We start from the raw sequence: 24,148 nt of genomic DNA on the forward strand, positions 1-24,148 counted from the left end.
TTTTTAATTTCAGCCTATACTAATTACTTCAAATAAGAAGCTAAACCGCTGATATTCTGCTTCTTTATCTCTCCTGCAACAAGTCCTGCAACGATATTCGCGCCCTTTTCGCAGAAGTGAGTACCGTCTGTAGAGCCTGCAACAGCTCCCATAAGGTGATAGCTCTTAGCTGTGTCGTAGCCTACTGAGTTATAGTGGTTCACCATAAGGGTATTGAGGTCGATACATGGAATGCTGTACTTCTTGGCGAGATTGTAACAGGCAGTATTGTAATTGGTATAGCTGTTTGCGAATCTGCCGTTTGAGTAAGCCTTCATGCCGATAGTTGTTGTTACAAGTATGGGAGTTGCTCCCTTGTCCTTTGCAGACTTGATGAACTGCGTCATGTACCACTCGTATGAGCCCGATGACGGATTGTCAACGTTGCCGCAGGTAGGTGCGTATCTGTCCGCATTTGAAGCGCCTGCGTCGTTGATAGCGAACTGTATCATTACGAAGTCGCCGCTCTTGAGGCTGTCAGCAATGGTCTGCCATCTTCCCTCGTCGTAGAACTTCTTGGAGCTTCTTCCTGCGATAGAGTGGTTAGCAACAGTGATATCGCTGTTGAAGTAGCTCTGCATATAGTAGCCCCAGCCCTGCTGAGGAGCGTATGACTCGCGGTAGCTCTGTACAGTTGAGTCGCCTGCGATGTAGAGGGTATGCTGACCGCTACCTGTGTTCTGCTGTTCCTGTGAGGGATCGTATATCTCTGCATAAGGCTCGTCGGTAGCGCTGAGCTCGATATAGTCAAGGTTAGGAGCTCCCTCGGACATTGCCGACTGCATTACGATAGTGTTCTTGCCTGCCTTGAGAGGAAGAACTATTCCGAACTCCTTCCAGTCAGTCCATGAGCCCGAGCCGGGGAATGACTGCATCCAGCAGGAATCGAAATTGTTGTTCACGAATATCTTCATCTTACGGTCGTTGGTCGAGCCGTTAGCGAAGCGTATATGAGTCATGTAATTGCCCTCGGCAGGAACGTCAACTGTAAAGGTGATGTTGCTGTCGGTGTTGTTGCCCAGATTTACATAGCCCTTGTCGTAGGTATAACCCGAGTTTGTAGTCTCGATGACGCCGTCGTTCCATGTCTGGTCAGCGGCATAGTATTTGAGCGCAACAGGAGCTGTAGTAGTTGTGGTGGCAGTTGTTGTAGTCTCTGTAGTCGTAGTAGTCTGTGGAGCAGTTGTAGGCTGGGTAACTACAACCGAAACAGGTGTGGGCAGGTCATGGAGACCGAGAAGATACTCCTGTATGTAAAGAGCGTCCTGAACTGTCATACCGTCGCTGTTTCCTGTAACGTCCGCATTTGCCATGCCCTGCTCTGTGATAGCGTGGCTGTCTGTTCCGTTAAAAGCATACTTGTTCGGATTTGCAAGAGCCTGCATTATAAGAACTATATCCGACATATCAACACTGCCGTCGCAGTTAGCGTCGCCGTAGTTCACAAGTATCTGAACAGAAGTAGTCGTTGTTTCAGTCGTGGTAACAACTGTCGTTGTTGTGGTGGTCGTAGTTTCGCTTGTTGTAGTAGTTGTGGGAGTTGTAACGATGATATCGTCTACCTCTATCATCTCCCACTTCTGGCAGGCGTGACCGTTTACCTCCCACTGCTGTACATTGGCACCGTTATTTGTTGCCGCACTGCCGACCTCTACCGCAGAAGCGTCACGGGAAGCTCTTGTAAGGATAGTAACTGTGCCGTCGCCGTTGTCGGCAAACTTGAAGAACTGGTCGCTGTAGCCGTTTTTCTCAGCAACGACTATATTCGCACCGTTGTCCCTGCTGCCGTTGTCAACATACATATATAGGTCTGTGCCGCCGGGCTTTATGTAGTAATAATCTCCCGTAGCCTGAACGCACTTCCATGTATTCTGGGGCTTTGAGCCGTCTGCACTTCCCTGCTGAACGTTTGTATCAGAGGTCTCCATGTAAAGACCGCTGTTGACGTTCCTGAACATATAGCTTACTTCCGACTTTGGTTGGATAGGCTCTCTTGCAGGAGCACCTACCTCCTCTGCCATTATCTCGGCTATCTTCTGAGCGCCCTTCTTGCTCTGGTGGAGGTCGTCGTTGCTGCCGTTAGCCTGTATAGCGTAGTATGAAGCCATTCCGTCATAGCCCACAGACAGACCGAAGTTCTGCCACTTTGTGAACAGGTCGACTACTCTGACGTTCTGCTCGCTGCCTATCTTGTCAAGAGAGCCGCCGTACCAGCGTCCTGTGAGCTTTGGATTGCGCTGCAAGTCACCGCGTCTGCCCTGCTGCTTAACGAGAATGACTTCCATTCCCTTAGCCTTGGCACGCTTTACCATATCGGTGACTGTATTGTAGTACTCCGTCTCGTTGGAGTAATTTGAATCGTTGATACCAATGGAGATTATGTAGTAGTCTCCCGACTTGCCGTAGGTCTCGATAGGAGCGAACTGTCCTCCGTCAACGAAGCCCTTGGCGTACTGTCCGCTGGTAGCCATGTTGCGGACCTCATAGCCGCTGCCGAAAACGCTGCCGTTGAAGAACTGTCCCCAGCCGTGCTGTGATGTGTCTGCGCAATTATAATAATTAGCAACGGTAGAGTCGCCGCATATCCATACCATAGGCGGCATAGTTCCCGTAGTGTTTATCTGTGTAATCTCCACTGCGGAAATGGACTGCTCACGTTTGCTCATGCCCTCTACAGCCTGAATATTCAGCTGTCCGTCGGTAACAGGGAGCTTTACTGTCTCGGTAGCTCCTCTGCCCGTCAGGTTCATCATCTGAACCATGCCCTCAAGCTTTATAGTGGTTCTCGGAGCATTTCCTATAGTGACCTTGACTTCATAGAGTCCCTTTGGCAGGTCAACATTGAAGGTATTGCCTGTACCGTAGTCGTTGAACTTTACTGCGTCCGCTGTAACACCGCTGCCTCCTGCGGAAACATTGGACACGTTCCATGTCTGTGCGAATCCGTAGCCTCTGCCAGAATTGTATCCGTCTGTGGCAGAAACTCCCGTGTAGCCGCCTGCCGCACCGCTGCCGCCGAAATCGAACTTCCAGTTTGCCTGAGCAGCCTGTGCCTCAACAGGCTTGACTGCGCTTAGATCGCTCAGTCCAGCAAAAGCCGAAAGTGAAAGCGCCAGAGAGGTCAGACCGCTTATCAGTCTTTTTGCTTTCATAGTATTCCTCCAATTCCGTACATCAAGTACGCATAATTATCTAAAGTAATTATATCATTGTTAATAAATCAAGTCAAGCTTTTTGCTATGCAGTTTTGAATTATTTCTACTCATTTTTGTGCTGTTTTAACAATATGGTTATATCAAACTTAGCTCTTAGAAATACACAGATGCTTGAATTATTAATAATACTGTGATATAATAATTATATAATCTAATAAAGAGCGGAGGTCTTACCATGAACCAGCATACCCGATTCAATCTCCCTATCTGCCTTGCAGTTGAGGAGGACGCCTTTTTTCATTCCGACGAGATAATAAAGCGCTATATCCCCGAGATAATCGGTCAGAAGACCGTTGTGGTCTCGGAACAGTTCCTCATCGACATCTACAAGGAAAAAATAACCGATATCAGCCACGACTTCGGCGACGCAGAGATAATCGCCATGGAGCGTGCAAGCTTCGACGAAGCTGTTCGCATAGCCAAAAAGGTCTGCGTTGAGGACATAAAGGTCATAATCGGCATTGGCGGCGGCAGAGTTCTCGATACTGCAAAATATGCCGCACACATCAGCAAGGCGGTCTACATCTGTATGCCTACTTCACTCAGCAACGACTCCCTCGCTTCGCCCTTTGCAGTTCTTGAGACCGAGGGTGTTGCACGTAAGACCATTGAATGCAAGATACCCACAGCTATCATCGTGGATACCAATATGATAATCAACGCTCCCGTAAACCAGACTCTCTCGGGTATCGGCGACACAATTGCAAAGCACACGGCGCTGTATGACTGGAAGCTCTCTGCCAAAAAGACTGGCTCTCCCGTGGACGACTTTGCATACGCACTTAGCAGAATGAGCTATGATTCAGTCTATCACTGCGACGAACAGGACATGAAGAGCCGCGTGTTTATACGTATCCTGTCAAGAGCCCTTGTCATGGGCGGTCTGGCTATGGAGATAGCAGGCTCCTCACGCCCCTGCAGCGGCAGCGAGCACCTCTTCGCACACGCTATCGAGGAGTACTACCCCGAGATAAAAATAACCCACGGACTTGCAGTTGCTATGGGCTGTATCCCTGCCTGCATATTCCAGGGACAGGAGCCCGACAAGCTTATCAGCTTCTTCAAAAAGCACGGTCTGAGCATTGATCCTAAGTCCTACGGTATAACCGAGGATATGTTCGCGGATATGTGGGAGAAGGCAAGAACTGTCCGCAAGGGCAGGATAACCATACTTGACGAGATAAAGCACGACAGAGCACAGCTCAACGAAATATACAGCAGAATGGCGGAGGGAAAATGAAAAAGGGACTGATATTCGATATGGACGGCACTCTCTGGGATTCCTCGGAGAACGTTGCCGCTTCATGGACTGAAAAAATACGTGAGCTCGGTATAGATATGCCCGATATCACGCAGAAAGACGTTATGGGAGTCATGGGACTTACCATGGACAGGATAGCAGATATCATCTTCAAGGGCTTCTCAAAGGAAAAGCGCATGAAGCTCCTTGACGCCTGCTGTATCCATGAGAATGACTATCTCCGCGACCACGGCGGCGAGCTCTACCCCGACCTTGAAAAAACACTGGTGAAGCTCAGCGAGAGCTACGGGCTCTACATCGTAAGCAACTGCCAGAAAGGCTATATCGAGGCGTTTCTGGAGCACTACGGCTTCGACAGATACTTCGCGGATATCGAGTGCTACGGCAATAACCTCAAGGAAAAGGGCGACAATATCGCTCTCCTTGCAAAGCGAAACGGACTGGACAAGGCTTGGTACGTAGGCGATATACAGGGCGACTACGACGCGACGATGAAAGCAGGACTGGACTTTATACATTCCGCATACGGCTTCGGAACTATAAAGCAGACTGTCCCCGAACTAAAACAGTTCAGCGACCTGCCCCAGCTTATGAAAAAACTGGATAAATAACCTTTAGGGACGACCATTAGGCTGCCCCCCTTAACGGAAAAAGCGGGCTACCGAGCCGTAAAGTAACAGCTCATATTTGGTAACCTGCGATTCCGCCAAAGGGGGCTCCCCTTGGTCGTCCTTTTTTACGCGTAATCGCGATGTCCGCTTACGCGGACAAATTTGCTTTGTAGGGGACGGCGTCCTCGACGTCCCACAGATACAATCAAACTAACGGCGAACAACTCAAAAAAGCAGGCATAAAGCTAAGCTTTATGCCTGCTTTTTCATATTTTCAGGAACATATAAGCTCCGTTTTTCTTTGCGACTGTATAGTTTGCTCCGCTGAAAACGAAGGTATACCTTGCAGGCTTGAAGTTCCTGATAGTAACCCTGTCCCCTGTATTCATATTCCTTATGGTCAAGCTTTTATCGTCAGAGGTCGTGAACAGCATTTCCGAGGGCTGCATATCCTCAAAATTCAGCGTTTCGTCGCCGTCAGAGTCGTTTATGGTATCGCTGCCGAAGCCTCTCTTGAAATAGTACTCATCATTGCCTATGCCGCCGTTGAGTATATCATCGCCCTCTTCGCCGTAAAGCTTATCATTTCCCACACTTCCGTAAAGAGCGTCATTGCCTGCTCCGCCTTTGAGAGTATCATTGCCGAAGCCGCCGTGGAGATAATCGTTGTCCTGATTTCCCGACAAAGTATCGTCTCCCTCTCCGCCGAAGAGCTTGTCGCTGCCGCCCCAGCCATAGAGCTTGTCATTGCCTTCCTCGCCGTAAATGTCATCATCGCCGCCGCAGCCGTGGAGATTATCATTTCCCCTGCCGCCGTATATAGCCTCGGCAGCGTCGGTAAACGCGAGCTTGTCGTCTCCGCCTGTGCCGTATCTCAGGACCTTGCCCTCGTTGTTGCAGTACTCGAAATACTTGCTCCAGTTACTGAAGCCTGCAAGACTACCCAGACCTACGCTTCTCAGGAAGCTGCTGCGCACATTCATAGCTCCGTTTATGTATGACTTTACAATAGATACCGCATTGCTGACAGCTTTTGCACCGCCTCTCAGGCAGGAGTTTACCATATCCATAGCCGAGAGCTGATTCTGCAAAATAAAGCCGAGCTCCGCCGTGAGCTGCTTTGAAGATACCTCTCCCACTGCATAGCCAACCTGCGCCGCACGTTCGGAGATACTCTCTATGGCAAGTGAAGCGCCGAGATAGTAGAGCTTCATAAGATCGGGATCTGACATGACATAATTGAGCCTGTCGCCTATAGGCGCAGAGGCAAGAGAACTGTCCGCATTTGCGTCATGAGGGACAATAAGCAGGTCAAAGAGCATATCCTCGCCCTGTCTTGTTCCCACATATGAGGTCAGCGGCACGATTATCTCGTACAGATTCGTAAGGAATCCCACGCTCTCCTCAAGAGTGGCTTTTTCGCCGTTGAGACCGTTTGGAGAATTGCTTCCGCCGATGAACTGCTCCGAGAGAGTCATAAGTGTCCTGCACATATCCTCTCTCTTGTCATGGGGAAGATTCATGGCGTTTCTGCTTAGCTCCTGAGAGCACCTCGCCAGCTCTCTCTGCTGACTCACCTGATCGTTGAAGACGTTTCTGCGGAAATCGAAAAGATAATCGCAGTAACGCTCGTTAACGTCCTTATAGTATTCGGGTACGATAGTATGAGCGCCGAAAATATCCGTAGAAGCCGTATTAGTCCTGATATAGACCGTATTCGGCTTTGGTATGACCTTATTTCCGAGTACGTTCACATAGTCGTTGTCGCCGCAGACGGAATACATCTTATTGCAAAGCCCCTTAACGCGGCTGTTGTTTGCGTTATAGTAGTCGATACTCCTCAGAAACTCAGGTGAAAAGCCCTGTCCGTCAAAGGAAATGCAGTATCTTACCTTGTCGCCGTAGCCCGATCTCAGCGTAACGAACTGAGACAGATTTCCGCCCTTTGAGTGACCTGTTACCACAAGCTTTACATCACCGCTGAGGTCAAGGGTATCAAGCACATCATTGAAGTAGCGGAGCGCCACATTCTGATACTCCGACGAGGTATTAGAGAGACCGTCGCCGTTGTCGTACCAGCGTCCCGTGCCTGTACCGCGGTACACCACATATACCTTTGAGCCGTCGGAACTTCTGAATACCGCACCGCAGGCTCCCTTGTACCTTGCTCTGTCATGCTCGGAAAAGCTTACCAGCTCCAGTTCCCCCACATCTGAATTCCTGTTATCAGCAAAACTTCTCCTTACCATTTCCAGAGCCGCCTTCTGAGAATCCTCAAGACCGTCCATGCTTATCTGCTCGGCAATGCTTTTCAGAGTGATCGGCTGACTGCTCCTGATACATTTGTCAACGTACATGAATGTATTGAGTATTATCGAAGCTCTTGCTTCATTTGTTATCCCTTTTTCTGCAAAAAAATCAGACATCGACATTTACCCCCATTTTTTGTCCGTAATATTGAAATCATCGTCCATTCCCACAGTACAGTCCGCTATTATATGGGACTTGTCCGCATCTGCGGCTGATACTGCGAAATCATAGTATTTATCGTCATCAAGATATGCAATGTAAAAATAACAGCGTATTTTTTCGTCTTTGAGCTTTTCCAAAAGCTCGTCAAGCTTCTTTTCCTTCTTTGACATATCCTGTCCGCCGGGAAGAAGCACGGAATAGTAGCACTTTGAAGCCTTCAGCATCTCCTGCACCGTGGAATCCTTTCCCATATCCGCAGGCAGGACCATTTTATCATCGGGAGCATAGAACGTCCTGCACTTCCCGTAGACCTGCTCCGCCATGGCTTGCAGGTAAGTCTCTGCGTCCTTTCTGAGGTAATACGCCATATAGTTGTCCCTGTTCTCGGTCTTGCCGTCGAAAACTCCGCGGACCGCGTATACCGTATCATTGGGGAGCTTCTCCGAGCGAACGTGTATAGCGCAGTGATCCTGCAAAGCCGTGCCGCCTCCTGCGTTATCCACAAAAGTGAAGCTCTCGCCGTACTTCTCATTAAGGCTTTCGATAAGGAGCGTCTGACCGTCCTTGACAGCCACCTCCGCACTATTCTTATTACAGCCCGTGCCGCCGAAGATGACAGCCGCCGCAAGAGCCGCTCCAAAGGCTATATGCTTAATGTGTTTTCTGATATATATCACCTCCGATACAATATGCGCTCCAGCCGATCACAGACGGCGGCTCGGAGCAGTATCCTGCCCCGAGCCGCATAAATTCTCAGCCTATCAGTGATAAATAGTGAAATAACGCGATATAGCTGTGATAAAATGCATGGAGCGACATTGACGTATTAGCTGAAAGCATGACTAACGATTATGTTAATATTTTACACATTTTTAGTGCTAATGTCAATATATCCTATATCTATTTAGTAATTTTACGCGAAATTTTTGGCGGATTGTATAAGCTTCGCTCTCTAAGTATGTATAAAATGCCGGTTTGACAAATAACGTATCATGCCATACGTATAACATTTTTGCGCAGACTGTTGACAAACGGCATAAAAAAGGGTATAATATCGTCGTAAAGGAGCTGATAACAATGCAGAACGTCACCACCGAAAAAGCGCTGAAAAACCAGCTTGCCTCCGTCCGCATGGAGGGCTACCGCTTTTCGGAAAAGGAGATCGAAAATGTCAGAAGATGTCTTAGCGGCGAGCTGTCATTCAAACAGTTCACAGATAAGATAATCAAAGACGCCAAAAGAAAATAATGGCTGTCTATAAAATAGAGGGCTGTCAGTGGAACTGCTACCCTGATACAACAGTGCTCATAAACAAGCTTGATATCAGAGACCAGAAGGAGCTCGACGCTCTCGAAAAGCAGATAACCCTGCTCCGCGGCATACAGGCTGAACAGGAAACAGAATTCGTCAATGTGGACTTTGAGCTCTACAAGTCCCTCCACAGGACTCTCTTCGGAGACCTCTACGACTGGGCAGGCTGTCTCCGCACTATCAATATTTCCAAAAAAGGCACTGTTTTCTGCGACCATAGCGAGCTTGAAAGGCTCGGCACACTGAAATTCAAGCGGCTTGCCGCTCAGGACTTCCTCTGCGGACTGCCCGACAGCGCATTTCTCGATGAGACAGCCGAACTGTATCACGAGCTCAATATGCTTCACCCATTCCGCGAGGGCAACGGACGCACCCTGCGCCTGTTCATAACCCTGCTTGTACGAAATACAGGACGGGATATCGACTTTGCAAAATGCGGCACGGATATGCTCATTATCGCAGCTATAAAGGCTGCACAGGGCGATCTGTCCATGCTCAGAGACGTATTCGGGGAAATGATATCCCCTTCCATGTAAAAAACCGCTTTCAAGGCGGTTTTTTATGGTTTTTATGGAAACTAAATCGGTATACTATTTGTAATATTCAGTGCTTTTTCTTCATTTCTTTATACAAATGTAACATTTTTATGAACCGCAAACTTTGTTTTGCCATACAAGTTGACAAATGCAATGAAATAATGTAAAATAGTACTATAAATATAACTATGTGAAGAAGCTCCCCTCTTTTCGAGCTTCTCCCTCGGATAAAACGGACAGAGGTATCAAAATGTCAAGATCACTAAATAAATCTATAGGATCATTTGCGGCAGTCATACTCGTCCTTTTTGTTCTCATCAGCTTCGGCGTTTCATACGGCTGTGTAAAACTTATAAGCTCGCACTACAGTGAACGCGCCGCTTCCGCCGCTCTTGACTTTTCTTCGCTGACTATCAACGCAGATAATGCAAGACAAAGCTTTAAAACAAGAATCAAATCTGATGATTATGAATCGGTACAGAACAAACTCTCCGCATATCAACGCAGCAACAGTGACATAATAAACAGGATATCCCTCGTCAGCTTCAGCAACACCGCAGGCGTATATATCTACGATTCAGGCGGCGAAGCCCTTGGCGCACGCCTCGATTATACAAGCTACACCTCATCTGTAAAGGCTGAGCTGATAAACGGCAGAAATTCCATGAACCATATGAATAAGGGCAGGCTCACGGTATACCGTCCGCTGAGGACCGTCGACGACAATCTCTGCGGTACAGTGATAGTCGAGCTTCAGGAACCCTTCGAGAAGCATTACTTCACGCTTATCGCAGGCGTATTCGGTGCGCTCCTTATCCTCAGCCTGATATTTGTACTCATTCTGGTGCTGCATCTGAAAAAGAAAATATCTTCCCCTCTCAAGAAGATATCTGCTTACATTGATTCTATCCAGAAAAACGAAAAATCCCATAAAGCTACCGACGCTTCGGTAATATTTGACGACTCCCGCGAGGACGAGATAGGACAGCTCAGCGCTTCCCTGAAAGCCCTCCTCAGCAGCATGGACACAGGCGAAAGAGACCTGAATCAGGCTATATATGACGCCAACCACGACGGTATGACTCAGCACTGGAACAAGCGATTCTATCACAGCATGGAAGAATCCTTCCGCAAGTGCGAAGCTCTCTGCGTCATATACTTCGACGTCAATAACCTCAAGCTCATGAACGACACCCTCGGTCATGAGAGCGGCGACTTCGTCATCAAGAGAGCCGCAAACTACATAAGGGAATTTCTTGAGGACGGAGACTATTGTTTCAGAATGGGCGGCGACGAATTCCTCATCGTCATGACTAAAGGTTCTATCAGAAAATTAGATAAAGTAATGGATAAACTCAACGAAGATTCGCCGTATATACTCAGCAGAAAAAGCGATTCCGTAAAATGCTCGCTGTCATACGGCTGTTCATACGCAAAGGGCGTCTTTTCCTACGATTCTCTCCTTGCAGAGGCTGAGGAAAATATGTACTTGAAAAAAGCAGAGCTGAAAAAGCTGCTCAAGATGCCCGACAGATAAGCGAGGTGGCAGTTTTGGAAAAGGAAAAAATAATAAGGCGAAGATTTGCTCCGTTTTCCAATACCCCTGTAAATATCAAAAGCGCTATCCTTGTCGTCATGATGCTGGCCGCGGTACTGACGATATGGGGCTCAATGGTAAGAACTATCAAGCTTACCCAGAAAGAAAAATACAGACAAATGGAGCATACCGTAGTCACAGGCTCGGAGCAGATAGTGAATCTCTCCGTTGAGAGTGCTGTGTCTATCGCAAAAAACATATATACCAACGAAGCTATCTACGACTTTCTCAACGAACAATACTCATCTGAGGCAGAATACTACGCAGCCTACTATCCGCTCCAGCGCAATACTGCCCTGAATATCGCAGAGACCAACATCGTAAAGCGCTGCACTATCTACACCAAGAATCCCACCGTCCTCACAGGCGGCGGCATTAAAAAGCTTGATACCGCAGTCAACGACTACTGGTACAAGTACTTCAAGGAGCTCAATAAATCCACTGTGCTCTGCATAGACCAGGAAAAGAACGAGTTCATTCTCATCAGAAAGCTGGACTACTACAACCTCGAAACAGGCGACAGCTACCTCTGTCTTGAACTGAACAGCAAGGTAATATCAGAATTTGCCGACAGCCTCGATTTCGACGGCGAGCTCTACATAATGAGCGGCAATCATCTGCTGTACTCCAGCGACAAGGACGCCTTGACAGTAGATAATATCTCTATCAGTCAGGACTTTGAGTGCATTACCCGAAACTACTACACAGTTGATATAGAGTTCTACTCGCGCTGCTACAAAAAGGGCTTCCATGACTTTATAAAGCTCAACAAGCAGCTCATGGTGCTTCTTGCAGGCATAGTCGTGTTCTCGATATTTACGGGACGTATGCTTGCTGTAGGCATAAAGCGCAGAGTCAAGGCTGCTGCGGCAGAGTACAAGGCTATCGGCATCATACAGCATACCCGCAAGGGCAAGAACGGCAGGGACGAAATAGGCACACTGCTTGACCTATGCTGTGATATGTCGGAAAAGCTCCAGCAGAGCGGCAGGGAGTTCAAGCAGAGGGACGCCTCTCTCCTGCGCAAGGAATCGGATTACGCTTCACTGTTCAGAACAGCAATGCGCCTTGACGCAGAGCTCACCATGAACGAAAAATATCCCGATATCAACTCAAACAGCAACGACGAGGACATCTCACTTACACAGGAGGCAGAGCTCATCGAGGAGGTATCAGCCAAATACGGAACGAAATTCTCGGCTTCTCCAATACCGCCTGAGAAATGGCACGTTCCGGCCTACTCCTTTGCCCTCATCGCAGCAGATATATTTAAGCGCTATGAGGACGTTTCCTCTAACATCACAGTGACCGAGGATACCGCCGTAATCTCCTTTGAGAGCAGCGATGTCCCCTCCAAGGACGACATTCTCAAGCTCAGCGCAATATTTGAGGACAACGATATAAGCGACGAATACAGCTTTGACAGAAACTACAGGTTCAACCCGTATCTGCGGCTCAAACACTGTCTCGGTGACAGAGTTGAATTCGAGATACCCTTCCGTGACAGATTCAGACTTGTATTTACAATAAAGAAAGATACAGAATAGGGGGATAAGTATGACGATAAGGAAAATGACGGCAGCTCTCATTGCTGCGGCAATGACACTTTCCGTAAGCGGCTGCGGCAAGAAAAAGCCCAAGGAAAGCAATATCAAAGAATTCACCGGAATATTTGCTGCAAAAATACCTGAGATCGACAGAGACAATGAGATACAGCAGCTCATCGGTGAAAAAACCGGCGTTATCCTTCGTCAGTCATGGATATCAGATCAGGACGATATAGACAAGACCTTCAGCGATATGATGATATCCAACAAGTACCCCGATTTCATGACGCCCGACGCTGAAAACTGCCAGAAGCTCATCAAGGAGGGCGCATTTATCCCTATCGACAGCTATTGGGACCAGTACCCGAGAATAAAAAATATGTACAGCGAAAGAGAGTGGGACAGCGTCCGCGCCGACGACGGTCATGTGTATTATATACCGCTGTTCTCCTCTATCAACATCAAGGACACCAATCCTATCCACAGCGGCGAAGCCTTCTGGATACAGGTAAAAGTCCTTGAATGGGCAGGCTATCCCGATATCAAAACTCCCTATGAGTACTTCGACCTTATCGAAAGATACCTTGCAGCCAATCCCACTAACGAAAACGGCGAAGCCTACTATGGCTACGAAATAGAAGCAAATGACGCATGGTTCTTTGCTCTCGACAATCCGCCAATGTTCCTTGACGGCTATCCCAACGACGGCTGCTGTATCGTAGACACCGAAACTCTCGAAGCCAAGGACTACAACCTGACGCCTACAGCAAAGGCATGGTACAAGCTTCTTAACGAGGAATACCAAAAAGGCATAATCGACAAGGAGTTTTCAATGCTCAATTCCGAGCAGTACTATTCAAGGCTCGCATCGGGCAGAGTTCTCGGCATGATAGACCAGAACTGGAACTTCTCCAGCGCAGTAAACAAGCTGCCCCCTGACTGCACATATATCCCTCTGGGAATAACCATGGACAGAAGTATCCCCGACAGATACCGCGACAGAGTCGCATTCAACGGCTCAGCAGGTGTTGGTGTCTCAATAAGCTGCGACGATCCCGAAGCGGCAATAAAGTTCATCAGCGACCTTCTCACACCCGAGATACTCAATCTCCGATTCTGGGGTATACAGGGCGTTGATTACAGCGTTGACAAGGACGGCATATTCTATCAGACCGACGAGCAGTACGCACAGTGGCGCAACGAGGAATACCGCAGAAAGCATATATGCGTTTACAATTATATGCCCTATTATCTCGGCATGGCGCCCGACGGCATAAACGCCTTTGAGTCCACAAACCAGCCGAATATCTTCTATGAGCACCTGTCCGACGATGTTCAGCGCTGCTTCAGCGCATACGGCATACAGACCTACACGGAAATGCTCAACGATCCGCCCGAGAACCCACCGTGGTATCCAATGTGGTCATTCAGCAATTCAGTTACCGACGAGACCAACTACGGCAAGGTCATGAAGCAGATAGACGCCGCAAAGCACAGATATCTGCCGCTTCTGGTAATGACCAGCGACTTTGAAAGCACATGGGAAGAATATGTTGACGAATATAATCATATAGATTCGCAGATATATTTTGACGAGCTTACAGCGGAGGTCCGCAGAAGAGCAGAACAACAATAAAAACAGCAAAGGCGCGGCATTCACCGCGCCTTTATTATCGTAAACCGAAACAGCCGCCCATAGGGGCGGCTGCTGTGTTATCTCATAAATTCAACTTAACTCAATGACTGGATAAGTCCTAAGAGGAACTGCTGGATCTTCAATGCGTCATTTGTGGTAAGTCCCTTGACGCTTGTATCAACATCTGCATTTGCATTTCCCTGAGCTGTAAGAGCGTTCTTGTCAGAACCGCCGATAGCGAACTTGTTGGGGTTAGCAAGAGACTGCATGATAAGTACAACATCGGACATATCTACTGCATTATCGCAGTTAGCGTCGCCTGCAAGCTTCATGGAAGGGTCTGCCGTTGTAGTTTGAGTAACAGGCTTGGTAGTTGTTGTAGTCGATGTAGTTGTCGAAGTCGTAGTCAGCTCAGCAGTTGTTGTTGTGGAGGTTGTAGTTGTAGTTGTAGTAGTCGTTGTCGTCGTAGTAGTAGTTGTGGTTGTTGTTGTTGTAGTCGTTGTAGTAGTAACCACAGGACCGTCAACCTTTACACCAGCCTTAGCAACGACAACTTCGTCGATGCTGAAATCGCTTGTGCCCTCTTCTGTTTCAACATAGAGGATATAACCCGAGCCCTCTGGGAGCTTGTAATTTGTGTTAGCGAGCTGAACATATTCGCCGTTGGAAACTCCGTCTGCAATATGTGCATAAGCTGTTGTGCCCGTAGAATCCTTGTATTCCAGCGAGAGCATCATGTTTCCTGAGCCCTTGGCAACAGCACTGAAGCTGTACTCCTGTCCAGCCTTGAATGTCAGGGAGTCGAGAGTCTTAGCAGCTCCATGCCATGCGCTGCTTCTGTCTGAAACTGTGAGAGCCTTGCTGCCCTTGTAAGCAGTGCCGCCAGTGTTTACAGAAGCTCCGCCGCGGCTCTCCCAGTTGCCGTTGTCATCTTCAAATGTATCGTGGTAGTAGTAACCGTTTGAATCAGGCTCGATAGGCTCCGGAGGAGTAGGATCTCCGCCGCCCTGGAAGCCCTTGCCGTCGCTTACGAGGCTTACAACGAATGTGGAAACGCTGTTAGCAGGAAGCTGAGCGCTGAATGATGAGCCGCTGAAATCAGGGCTTGAAGTCTTTGTAATGTTCTCGTTTGCAGATGTTCTGTAACGTGTTACGTCTGTAATAGTTCTTCCACTGAAGTTGAACTGCTGTACAGGAGCATTGCTGCCCTTATTGATAGCAACTACTGTTGCCTGTGTGTCGCTGTGCTTGTATGCAGAAACGAGGATATTTGAATCAGGCTGCTCTGTAGCGTCGATACGAACATCTCCTGGGCGTACCCACTTTGAGAACTGAGCCATAGCATAGCCTCTCTTGGAAATCTTACCAGTGTCCCACATCGGACTGTACTGACGGCGGATATACCACCAAACATAGGCGTTCATGTTACCCACAACGAGAGCATTGTGGATATTTTCAGCGACCTTTACGCCCTCTGGCCATCTGTCTGCGGAGTTGTTATCGCTGTTCGGAACGTAAACCTCTGTCATCCAGATTTCCTTGCCGCACTGTTCCAGTGCCGGGAAGTCCATAGCGCTGCGCTGTGTTCCGTAGAAGTGTGTACCGAACATATCGCAGTTTGCCATAGCCTTTGAGTTGTTCAGGATAGCGTTGTAGAAGCTCTTGTTATAGCTGAAGCTCTCAGGCGACATCAGCTTTGTGGTTGTGCCTGCTGTAACGGACTTGCCGTAGTTAGCAATGAAGTTTGCCGCACGGTCTGGTGTCCATGCTGTCCACTCGCCTGACCAGTCAGGCTCATTCTGTACTGATATGGAGTTGAGCTGAACGCCCTGGCTGTTACAGTACTTGATGAAGTCGTTGAGGTGCTGAGCGTACTGACCCTCAGCGCCGTTTTTCAGAACGTACTGACCGCCTGAAGGACCGCCCGAGCCATTCTGTCTCATTGATGCAGGCGGATTCCACGGTGTTGCGAATACGGTTGCACCAAGCTTCTGAGCTCTCTGAGCTGTCGGGATAGCGTTCTTCCATGCGTTCTTGTCATCGCTTACGAAGATACGCAGGATTGTCAGACCAAGCTCGTTATCGCCGTTTCCGAATGCCGTCTGCACCTGTGCGGCTGTCATGTCTCCGGGAGCTCCGTTCTGAGCGTTGTAGCTCTGCCACTCAGGGTGGTTCATGCCGCCGAAGCCGCGGATAGTCTGGTATTCCTTGTTTGTGTTGATGTTGCACGCGCTGGCAGCGTCAGCTACCATAGGTGCAGAAGTCGGTAATGTTGAAGCAGTGCTTATCAGCATTGCTCCTGCCATAACTGCTGAAACAGCAGTCTTGAATTTACGAGTGATATTCATTTTAATAACCCCCTGTAAGAAAATATTTTTTACAGTCATTCACGTATAACAGTTTTATACATTGTATATTTTATCATTAATTTTATTATTTGTAAACTCAAAATACATTGCAAAGGTGGACAAAATAATGATGTTTCATTTACATTAAACGTAAATATGTTATATATTTTGCATGATCGTATATTATTCACAAAAATAAAAAGCCGCACATTAGGCTGCTCCCCTTAACGGAAAAAGTGGGCTACCGAGCCGTAAACTTACGGCTCATATTTAGTAACCTGCGAATCCGCCAGAGGGGTCTCCCCTTGTGCGACTTTTTATCAAAAAATTCATTTTGCTGCTGCAACAGGCAGCTCTTTTACCTTGCCGAGCAGGAACTCCTGTATAGCAAGTGCGTCGTTAGTCGTAACGCCCGAACCCTTGTCGTAAACATCCGCATTGCTCCAGCCCTGTACTCTGAAAGCGTTCTTGTCAGTTCCGCCCACTCCGTACTTATCGGGATTTGCCAGAGCCTGCATAATGAGAACTACATCGCCCATGTCCACCTTGCCGTCGCAGTTTGCGTCACCGTACTCAGGCGGCTCTGATAAAATAGATTTAGTAAGAGTCGTTGTTGAAGAAACGCCGGAAGTCGTGGCAGTCGTAGTAGTTGTCGTTACAGTTGTTGTAGCAGTCGTAGTATTTGTATTCACTTCGGGAGCTTTTGCGCCTTTATCTTCAAGGAAAGACATATTCCATGCAAGAGCAGCCTGCCAGTCAGGTGACGAAGAATTTACAGACCACGCCTCAACAGCATCTGCATAGCACTTCTGACTTGGATCCTCATACGGCTTGAGTCCCGTCATGCGCACATAATTATCATACAACGGTGAGCATGGACCGCCTACCATAACTCCGTCGGGAGCCTTCGGGAAGCGCCTGTCCACATCGTATATCCAGTATTCACTGGTCGGTGCGTTTACATGATACGAACCGCAGCCCGTAACATATGAGAAGCCCAGACCGTTTCTTCCGAAGATATAGTCCATAGCCTGCATAGCGCCGTTGAGGTATTTGCCGTCCCCTGTTGCGTCGTAGGCATAAGACATTATTACCGCGTTATTGGTAACTCTGCTGTTGGAGCCGTAATCGTAGCCATAGTCAGACGGCCAGTTACTGCCATACATACGATAAAAGCCGACTTTTTTATAAGGAATGCCCATTGCATTTTTGTCCACTGTGAGATCGTTTTCAACTTCTATATATTTATCCGCAGCAGCCAACAGATTCTTCTTTATTATCTCCTTGTCGTCCTTAGGAGTCTTATCGCTGAGATAAAGTGACAGCGAACCGCAGCTTGTTTTGTTGAAGCTGTCAAAAGAAGTCATCAGTTCATCGACATCGTATGATTGAGCATAGAACGGAACTTGGAATGCAAGGTTCTCTCCGCGTTCCTTTTCACCATCTCGTGACAGGACGTAGTTTTTGCAGTTCCTGATATAGTCGTAATAGACCTTATCGCCTGTAGTTGCATATAGCTCGCAGGCTGCCCAGTAAGCGTCATCGGTGATATCAAAATTATCATAATACAGAACACCAATAGGAGCACAGAAAGGATTTGTGGTATTTGGATCAACATTGGCAACAATATCTTCATCGTGCTTCATAACAGCTTCCCATGACTTCTTTGCATGGTCGAGGCACTCCTTGGAGAAATCATCGTCAATGCCCTTCCACAGACGTGAAGCCTGTGCCGCGCAGGCTATCATATTAAGAGTTGCCGCATATGACGGCGGATTGACAACACGCGACGGACTTCTATAATCTGAAATGCCGATATAATCCATAGGAACATACGGAGTCGGCAGCTGAGAGCTGTAAACAACGCTGTCATAAACAAGATCAGCAGCCTTTTCGCCCCAGATAGGATCCTTTTCGGGATCAACTATCATTCTGAACATGAATTCCAGCTCATATCTTGCCTCATCAAGGATATCAGGAGAATCCTTGCAGCTTATGTCCTTTCCGCCCGACACCTTGTAGCTGTCCGGAATGGTCATGGTCTTGCCGTCAGCCCATTTGCTGTCGGTGCCGCTTGCCTTGGACATTTCGTACATATTCTGGAGCAGCCATAAAGCACCGCCGCCGTACTGAACGCTCTTGACATAGTCATCAGCTTGATACCAGCCGCCCGAAACATCAAGCTCTACATCATTCTTTGCTTCTGAAGAGAGTCTCCATTTTTTCCACCAATACTGCTGAACATAAGCAATATCCTGCTTGTTTACGTCCTCGTGGGCAAGCGCCTTTTTGTCTCCCGAGGTTATGTACTTCTCCTCGACAGCAGAGCCCGAGCGGTTCTGATAGAAATAGTTCATCGCATTGCCGAGAACTCCGTCGTATACATCATCGCCTATCTTAAACTCATGGCTGATATATTTCTTGCAGATATCTCCCGTTAAATTGTCCCGTGAAACATTCTTCTCGTCGTCCATGACAATGGTATATGTACCCGGAGTCTTCACCGAGGTGAAATCAACGATATGGCAGTATTCCCCTGCATCCTTGTCATAGCCTACAGGTACGCTCTTTCCTGTATATACAGCCTTTCCGTCCTTGTCCACCACATTGAATTCCATGGCTTCTTTATCCTTTGTGGTAACATAGGTAGCCTTTTTAACGGCATTGGGATAATATCCCATCTGATTGAGACGCACGTCGCTCTTAGGAGTTACGATACCGAAATCATTGTATCCCCTCCAGCCGCATTCATTTTCTCCTTCTTCCTCGCAGGTAAGGCACTCTATGGAAATATCGTCGAACCATATCTCGTCACCCTCACGAGCATTGCCCTGATACTTAGTACCCTTTGCATACTGGAACGTCCACTGACAAGCCTCAAGGTCCTGAGTAGGCTTGAATATGCCCTCTATCTCCTGCCACTCGGTAGTCAGCTTTAAAGGCGATAAAGGCCAATTACCGTCCATATCCGGGCCCATGTGCATTCCGGGTTTTTCGTCGCTATCCCAGGAACGGCCGTCAAGCTCGAAATACTCCTGTATACCTGAAATATTGCCGATATATGAGCACAATTCCATATTTGCTCTATTGGATTTTACCTTAAAGCTAACCTTGTACTCATGACCTTTTCTGAAGTTGAGATTTTTGTGTCTTAACTGCAGATCCCATTTTTCGTGTTCACCGCCCTCAGGCACAAGTATCTTGATATTGAACGCTCCGTCCTCAAGGCTGAATTCCTGTTTTGCAGGAGAATTCTCTACGATCTGCCACGGCATAGCCTTTTCATCAAAGGTGCTCTCGCCGAGGACCTGAACGGTCATCTTCTCCGCACTTGCTGTAGGAACTGCTGCGTTTGCTGTAGTGACCATTGCCATAGCCATGATCCCAGCCATTATTCTGTTTGATTTTTTATGCATTTGAAACCCTCCCTTTATCTTAATGCATTGTACCATTATTATACATTATTATCTCAAAACAGTCAAGTTTTTTAGCGTGAATCCACAAAAAAATCCACATAATGTTCACAGCCTGACAATTGACATAAAAGCTGCGATAAAGTATAATAAAAATAACACTCATTCAGGAGGGAACTATATGACGATGTGGCTGATAATATTAGCGGCAGTTCTTGCGGCTTTTGCGGCAGGAACGGTATATCTGACAGTTGCAGTGGGACGGTTCGGCTTGATAAAAAAGCTTTCAGGTGACAGGAAATGGCTGAAAGGACTCATCTCCTTCGGCATCATAGCAATAGTATTCGCGGCACTGGTGTTCCTTACCTCGGTCACCAACGCCATAATCATACTGCTGAGCACTCTCATGTTCTTCCTGATATACGGGCTCATTTTCCGCATCATCAGAGCAGTCCGCAAAAAGGACTTCACCTGCAACTGGGCAGGCTGGCTGGCGCTGGTCACCTCGGCGGTATATCTGGGAGTCGGCTATTATCTCTGTTTTCACATCTGGCAGACCGATTACACCATTTCCACTGATAAGAATATCTCCCCTATGCGCATAGCTCTTATTGCGGACTCACATCTCGGCACCACCTTTGACGGCGAGGGCTTCGCCAAGCAGCTTGACCGCATAATGGAGCAGAAGCCCGATATGCTCCTCATCGCAGGAGACTTCGTAGACGACAGCACCAAGCGCGAGGATATGATAACAGCCTGCAAGGCTCTCAGCGGGCTGAAGCTTAACTATGGCGCATTTTACTGCTACGGCAACCACGACAAGAGCTACTATGGCAGCGAGCACCGCGGCTTCTCAGCGGAAGACCTTGCCGCAGAGCTTGAAAAAAGCGGCGTCCGCGTCCTTGAGGATTCCGTATTCTCCGCAGACAATATCACCATAATCGGCAGGCGTGACAGCGGCGAAAAGGAACGCGCCGAGATATCCGACCTCATGAAGGACGTCCCTGCTGAAAACTACACCATAGTCCTCGACCACCAGCCCAACGATTACGATAACGAAGCGGCGGCGAATGCCGACCTTGTAGTCTCGGGGCATACCCACGGCGGCCAGCTCTTCCCTGTCACCTACGTGGGCGAGTGGTTCAGCATCAACGACGCAACATATGGTCACGAAAGGAGAAAAAACACAGATTTTATTGTGACCTCAGGCATCTCCGACTGGGAGATACTCTTCAAAACGGGTACTAAATCCGAGTACGTAATAATAGATATCCAATAATTTTTATGACCTTTTGTGCAAACAAAAGGTCTTTTTTTACACCTTTGGTGGATATTATAAGAACCGCAAAATTAATTTTCAGTTCATAATTAGTCAACTCCGCAAGATTTGAGTTGACAAGTGCTGTAAAATATGGTACAAATTATACATAAAGATATATTTACAAGGAGGAATGTAAATGAAAAAATCCATACCCACCCTAATGGCAGCCATGCTTGCCCTTTCATCTGCGAGCGCCCTGCCCCTCTCAGCCGCAGAATCCGACTACCTGCTCCACAGTACCTTTGAAGAAGGCACCGAAAAATGGAGCGGCAGAGGCTCCGCTTCTGTAAAGACCGTTTCAGGCACCTCACGCTCAGGTGAATACTCTCTCTTCACCAGCGGACGCGAGAGTTCATGGAACGGCGCAACAGTGGCTCTCGGCTCGGACTTCAAGGCTGGTCAGGACTACGCATTCAGCGCATATGTCATGACCGAAGCCGAGGACTCAGTGACATTCTACCTGACATTACAGTGCAACGACGGGGGAACCACAAGCTATCCGAAAATAGCCCAGGTCACCGCAAAAAAAGGCGAATGGGCACACCTTGAAGCAAGCAGCTTCACAATTCCCTCAGGTGCCTCAGATATGCAGCTGTATATCGAGACCGAGGATAGCAAGTGCAGCTTCTACGTTGACGAAGTAGCAGCAGCTCCCAGCGGCACCACATTTGACGAGCCCTCTGCTCCCGTAAAAATGAACAAGGGCGACATCAACTATGACGGACGCATCGACTCCTTTGATATTATCCTTGCACGTAAGGGACTTATCAACGGAATCACCGATAAAAAAGCTCTCAAGGCTGCCGACGCCGACAGCAACGGAGTTTATGAATTGGCAGACGCCGTACTCATCATGAAGTTCGTTTCAGGCAAGATAAGCGAATTCCCTGTTGAGGAGCCTGTGGTAGTTCCAGGACAGCAGAAGTACACCTGCGAGGAGCTCACCGAAAAGATACAGAACGAGCTTGTAAACACCGAGCCCAGCAGCTCACATCAGGAGAAGCAGGGCGTCAAGTACGGTACTATCAAGAAGGAGAACTACTTCTCCAAGAAGGCAAACAAGCAGAAGCCATACAATATCCTGCTTCCTGCCGACTATGACGAAAGCAAGAAATATCCGGTCCTCTACGTTCTCCACGGCTTCTTCGAGAACGAGGACCGTATGATAACCAAGGGCAACGGCACAATGTACACCCGTCAGATAGTGGGCAACGCTATCGCAGAGGGCGCAGCAAAGGACATGATAGTTGTATGCCCGTTCATCTTCACCAGCGCAACTATGAGAGACGCTACAGGCTTCGGCGACGCAGGCTCAGTAGAGGGCTACAACAACTTCGTTGACGATATCGTTGACAGCCTCATGCCTCATATTGAGGAGAAGTACAGCGTTGCAACAGGCAGAGAGAACACAGCCGTAACAGGCTTCTCAATGGGCGGTATGGAATCCCTCATGATAGGCATGAAGCACGGCGACAAGTTCGGCTATGTAGGCGCTATCTGCCCTGCACCCGGCGGTTCTGGCGCATTCAAGTGGAGCAATCCTGACGAGCAGCCATATCTCCTTATGATAACAGGCGGTACTCAGGACGACGTCGTAGGACTCAACACTCCCGAGGGATACCACAATAACTTCAACAAAAACAGCGTACCTCACGTATGGCACGTAGTTCAGGGCGGTCACCACGGCGACGACTCTATCCACTCTCACCTCTACAGCTTCGTAAGAGGCGTATTCCAGGCAACTGACGGCGGAACAGCTTCAACCAATCCGACTAATCTGACCAATCAGACAACCACAACACGCTCTAATCCTACTACTATCGCAACTACCACAACAAAGTCTTCTGCCCCCACAGGTCAGCAGAAGTACACAATGGAGGAGCTCACAAAGATAGTTCAGAATGCACTTGTAAACAACGAGCCAAACGACTCACATCAGAAGAAGCAGGGCGTTCAGTACGGTACTATCAAGAAGGAGACCTACTTCTCCAAAAAGGCTAACAAGAACAAGCCGTACAATATCCTGCTCCCCGCAAACTATGACTCAAGCAAGAAGTACCCTGTACTCTACCTGCTCCACGGCTTCTTCGAGAACGAGAACCGTATGATAACACAGGGCAACGGTCAGATGTACACACAGCAGATAATCGGCAATGCTATAGCCGAGGGCGCAGCCAAGGACATGATAGTAGTTGTTCCATTCGTATTCACCAGCGCTACCATGAACGACGCTACAGGCTTTGCAGATCAGGGCTCAAACGAGGGCTACGACAACTTCGTTGACGATATCGTTGACAGCCTCATGCCGCATATCGAGAGCAAGTACAGCGTTGCAACAGGCAGAGAGAACACAGCCGTAACAGGCTTCTCAATGGGCGGACGCGAGTCTCTCCAGATAGGCATGAAGTACGGCAGCAAGTTCGGCTATGTAGGCGCTATCTGCCCTGCACCGGGCGCTTCAGGCTCATGGAAGTGGAACAATGCAAGCGAGACACCTTACCTCGTAATGATAACAGGCGGTACTCAGGACGACGTTGTAGGACTCAACACTCCCGAGGGCTACCACAACAACTTCAACAAGAACAACGTACCTCACGTATGGCACGTAGTTCAGGGCGGTCACCACGGTGACGACTCTATCCACTCTCACCTCTACAGCTTCGTAAGAGGCATATTCCAGGCAACTGAGTGAACTCTTCGTTCCCCTTTATGATCGTCGGCGGCAAGTCCGTCGGCAGAGATCGCGTTCCGTTTCTTGCGGAACGCGATTTTTTGTTCGTCAAAATGCACATTTAATATATAATTCATTGACAAAATAGAGTAATAATGTTATAATAAATA

The 24,148-nt window shown here is 48.2% G+C and carries 14 protein-coding genes; 9 read left to right on the forward strand and 5 right to left on the reverse strand.

What is annotated here, in order from left to right; genetic code table 11:
* Positions 1 to 23: 23 nt before the first annotated feature.
* On the reverse strand, positions 24 to 3,191 hold the full coding sequence (locus T497_RS0104210; RefSeq protein ID WP_028514539.1) for a GDSL-type esterase/lipase family protein: 3,168 nt from the start codon (positions 3,189 to 3,191) through the stop codon (positions 24 to 26).
* Between the two features lie 238 nt (positions 3,192 to 3,429).
* Here T497_RS0104210 and T497_RS0104215 point away from each other — a divergent pair, with 238 nt between their 5' ends.
* Together T497_RS0104215 and T497_RS0104220 are read left to right on the forward strand one after the other, a co-directional pair.
* Positions 3,430 to 4,494, forward strand: a complete 1,065-nt coding sequence (locus tag T497_RS0104215) for an iron-containing alcohol dehydrogenase family protein (RefSeq protein WP_028514540.1) — start codon at positions 3,430 to 3,432, stop codon at positions 4,492 to 4,494.
* The gene (locus tag T497_RS0104220; RefSeq protein WP_028514541.1) at positions 4,491 to 5,126 is read left to right on the forward strand and encodes an HAD family hydrolase; all 636 of its coding nucleotides are present in this window, start codon (positions 4,491 to 4,493) and stop codon (positions 5,124 to 5,126) included. The genes T497_RS0104215 and T497_RS0104220 overlap by 4 nt, the downstream gene beginning before the upstream one ends.
* Before the next feature lie 266 nt (positions 5,127 to 5,392).
* Here T497_RS0104220 and T497_RS17345 read toward each other — a convergent pair whose 3' ends face one another.
* Both T497_RS17345 and T497_RS0104230 read right to left on the reverse strand, forming a co-directional pair.
* Positions 5,393 to 7,552: an Mbeg1-like protein gene (locus T497_RS17345; protein WP_051530517.1), complete on the reverse strand. Its 2,160-nt coding sequence runs from the start codon at positions 7,550 to 7,552 to the stop codon at positions 5,393 to 5,395.
* A gap of 6 nt (positions 7,553 to 7,558) precedes the next feature.
* On the reverse strand, positions 7,559 to 8,275 hold the full coding sequence (locus T497_RS0104230; RefSeq protein ID WP_028514542.1) for a hypothetical protein: 717 nt from the start codon (positions 8,273 to 8,275) through the stop codon (positions 7,559 to 7,561).
* 400 nt (positions 8,276 to 8,675) lie between these two features.
* Here T497_RS0104230 and T497_RS18220 point away from each other — a divergent pair, with 400 nt between their 5' ends.
* The 5 genes from T497_RS18220 to T497_RS0104255 all read left to right on the forward strand — a co-directional run bounded on the left by T497_RS18220 (position 8,676) and on the right by T497_RS0104255 (position 14,225).
* Positions 8,676 to 8,846, forward strand: a complete 171-nt coding sequence (locus T497_RS18220; protein WP_155266842.1) for an antitoxin VbhA family protein — start codon at positions 8,676 to 8,678, stop codon at positions 8,844 to 8,846.
* Positions 8,846 to 9,445: a Fic/DOC family protein gene (locus T497_RS15785; RefSeq protein WP_051530518.1), complete on the forward strand. Its 600-nt coding sequence runs from the start codon at positions 8,846 to 8,848 to the stop codon at positions 9,443 to 9,445. The genes T497_RS18220 and T497_RS15785 overlap by 1 nt, the downstream gene beginning before the upstream one ends.
* 250 nt (positions 9,446 to 9,695) lie before the next feature.
* A complete protein-coding gene (locus tag T497_RS0104245; protein ID WP_028514543.1) occupies positions 9,696 to 10,982 on the forward strand; it encodes a diguanylate cyclase domain-containing protein in 1,287 nt (428 codons plus the stop codon).
* A 14-nt stretch (positions 10,983 to 10,996) separates the two neighbouring features.
* The gene (locus tag T497_RS0104250) at positions 10,997 to 12,589 is read left to right on the forward strand and encodes a hypothetical protein (protein WP_028514544.1); all 1,593 of its coding nucleotides are present in this window, start codon (positions 10,997 to 10,999) and stop codon (positions 12,587 to 12,589) included.
* 10 nt (positions 12,590 to 12,599) lie between these two features.
* Entirely contained in the window at positions 12,600 to 14,225 is a 1,626-nt protein-coding gene (locus T497_RS0104255; protein ID WP_028514545.1) for an extracellular solute-binding protein, read from the forward strand.
* 95 nt (positions 14,226 to 14,320) lie between these two features.
* Here T497_RS0104255 and T497_RS17350 read toward each other — a convergent pair whose 3' ends face one another.
* Both T497_RS17350 and T497_RS15795 read right to left on the reverse strand, forming a co-directional pair.
* Positions 14,321 to 16,573, reverse strand: coding sequence for a carbohydrate binding domain-containing protein (locus T497_RS17350; protein ID WP_028514546.1), 2,253 nt, complete (start codon positions 16,571 to 16,573; stop codon positions 14,321 to 14,323).
* Between the two features lie 329 nt (positions 16,574 to 16,902).
* Positions 16,903 to 19,989, reverse strand: a complete 3,087-nt coding sequence (locus T497_RS15795; protein ID WP_051530519.1) for a glycoside hydrolase family 9 protein — start codon at positions 19,987 to 19,989, stop codon at positions 16,903 to 16,905.
* A 178-nt stretch (positions 19,990 to 20,167) separates the two neighbouring features.
* On the opposite strand from T497_RS15795, the gene T497_RS0104270 reads away from it, so the two are divergent.
* Both T497_RS0104270 and T497_RS17355 read left to right on the forward strand, forming a co-directional pair.
* Positions 20,168 to 21,265, forward strand: coding sequence for a metallophosphoesterase (locus T497_RS0104270; RefSeq protein ID WP_028514547.1), 1,098 nt, complete (start codon positions 20,168 to 20,170; stop codon positions 21,263 to 21,265).
* A 178-nt stretch (positions 21,266 to 21,443) separates the two neighbouring features.
* Complete coding sequence (locus T497_RS17355; RefSeq protein WP_080693290.1) at positions 21,444 to 23,999, forward strand: alpha/beta hydrolase-fold protein; 2,556 nt, start codon at positions 21,444 to 21,446, stop codon at positions 23,997 to 23,999.
* Positions 24,000 to 24,148 lie beyond the last annotated feature (149 nt).

Origin of the sequence: Ruminococcus flavefaciens MA2007 (assembly GCF_000621845.1) — a bacterium.
Lineage (GTDB): Bacteria > Bacillota > Clostridia > Oscillospirales > Ruminococcaceae > Ruminococcus > Ruminococcus flavefaciens_E.

Bases quoted from the DNA above. Each gene is read 5' to 3' on its own strand.
- T497_RS0104220 (WP_028514541.1), top strand. From the start codon at position 4,491: ATGAAAAAGGGACTGATATTCGATATGGACGGCACTCTCTGGGATTCC.
- T497_RS0104245 (WP_028514543.1), top strand. From the start codon at position 9,696: ATGTCAAGATCACTAAATAAATCTATAGGATCATTTGCGGCAGTCATA.
- T497_RS0104255 (WP_028514545.1), top strand. From the start codon at position 12,600: ATGACGATAAGGAAAATGACGGCAGCTCTCATTGCTGCGGCAATGACA.
- T497_RS0104215 (WP_028514540.1), top strand. From the start codon at position 3,430: ATGAACCAGCATACCCGATTCAATCTCCCTATCTGCCTTGCAGTTGAG.
- T497_RS17350 (WP_028514546.1), bottom strand. From the start codon at position 16,573: ATGAATATCACTCGTAAATTCAAGACTGCTGTTTCAGCAGTTATGGCA.
- T497_RS0104210 (WP_028514539.1), bottom strand. From the start codon at position 3,191: ATGAAAGCAAAAAGACTGATAAGCGGTCTGACCTCTCTGGCGCTTTCA.
- T497_RS17345 (WP_051530517.1), bottom strand. From the start codon at position 7,552: ATGTCTGATTTTTTTGCAGAAAAAGGGATAACAAATGAAGCAAGAGCT.
- T497_RS17355 (WP_080693290.1), top strand. From the start codon at position 21,444: ATGAAAAAATCCATACCCACCCTAATGGCAGCCATGCTTGCCCTTTCA.
- T497_RS15795 (WP_051530519.1), bottom strand. From the start codon at position 19,989: ATGCATAAAAAATCAAACAGAATAATGGCTGGGATCATGGCTATGGCA.
- T497_RS15785 (WP_051530518.1), top strand. From the start codon at position 8,846: ATGGCTGTCTATAAAATAGAGGGCTGTCAGTGGAACTGCTACCCTGAT.
- T497_RS0104270 (WP_028514547.1), top strand. From the start codon at position 20,168: ATGACGATGTGGCTGATAATATTAGCGGCAGTTCTTGCGGCTTTTGCG.
- T497_RS18220 (WP_155266842.1), top strand. From the start codon at position 8,676: ATGCAGAACGTCACCACCGAAAAAGCGCTGAAAAACCAGCTTGCCTCC.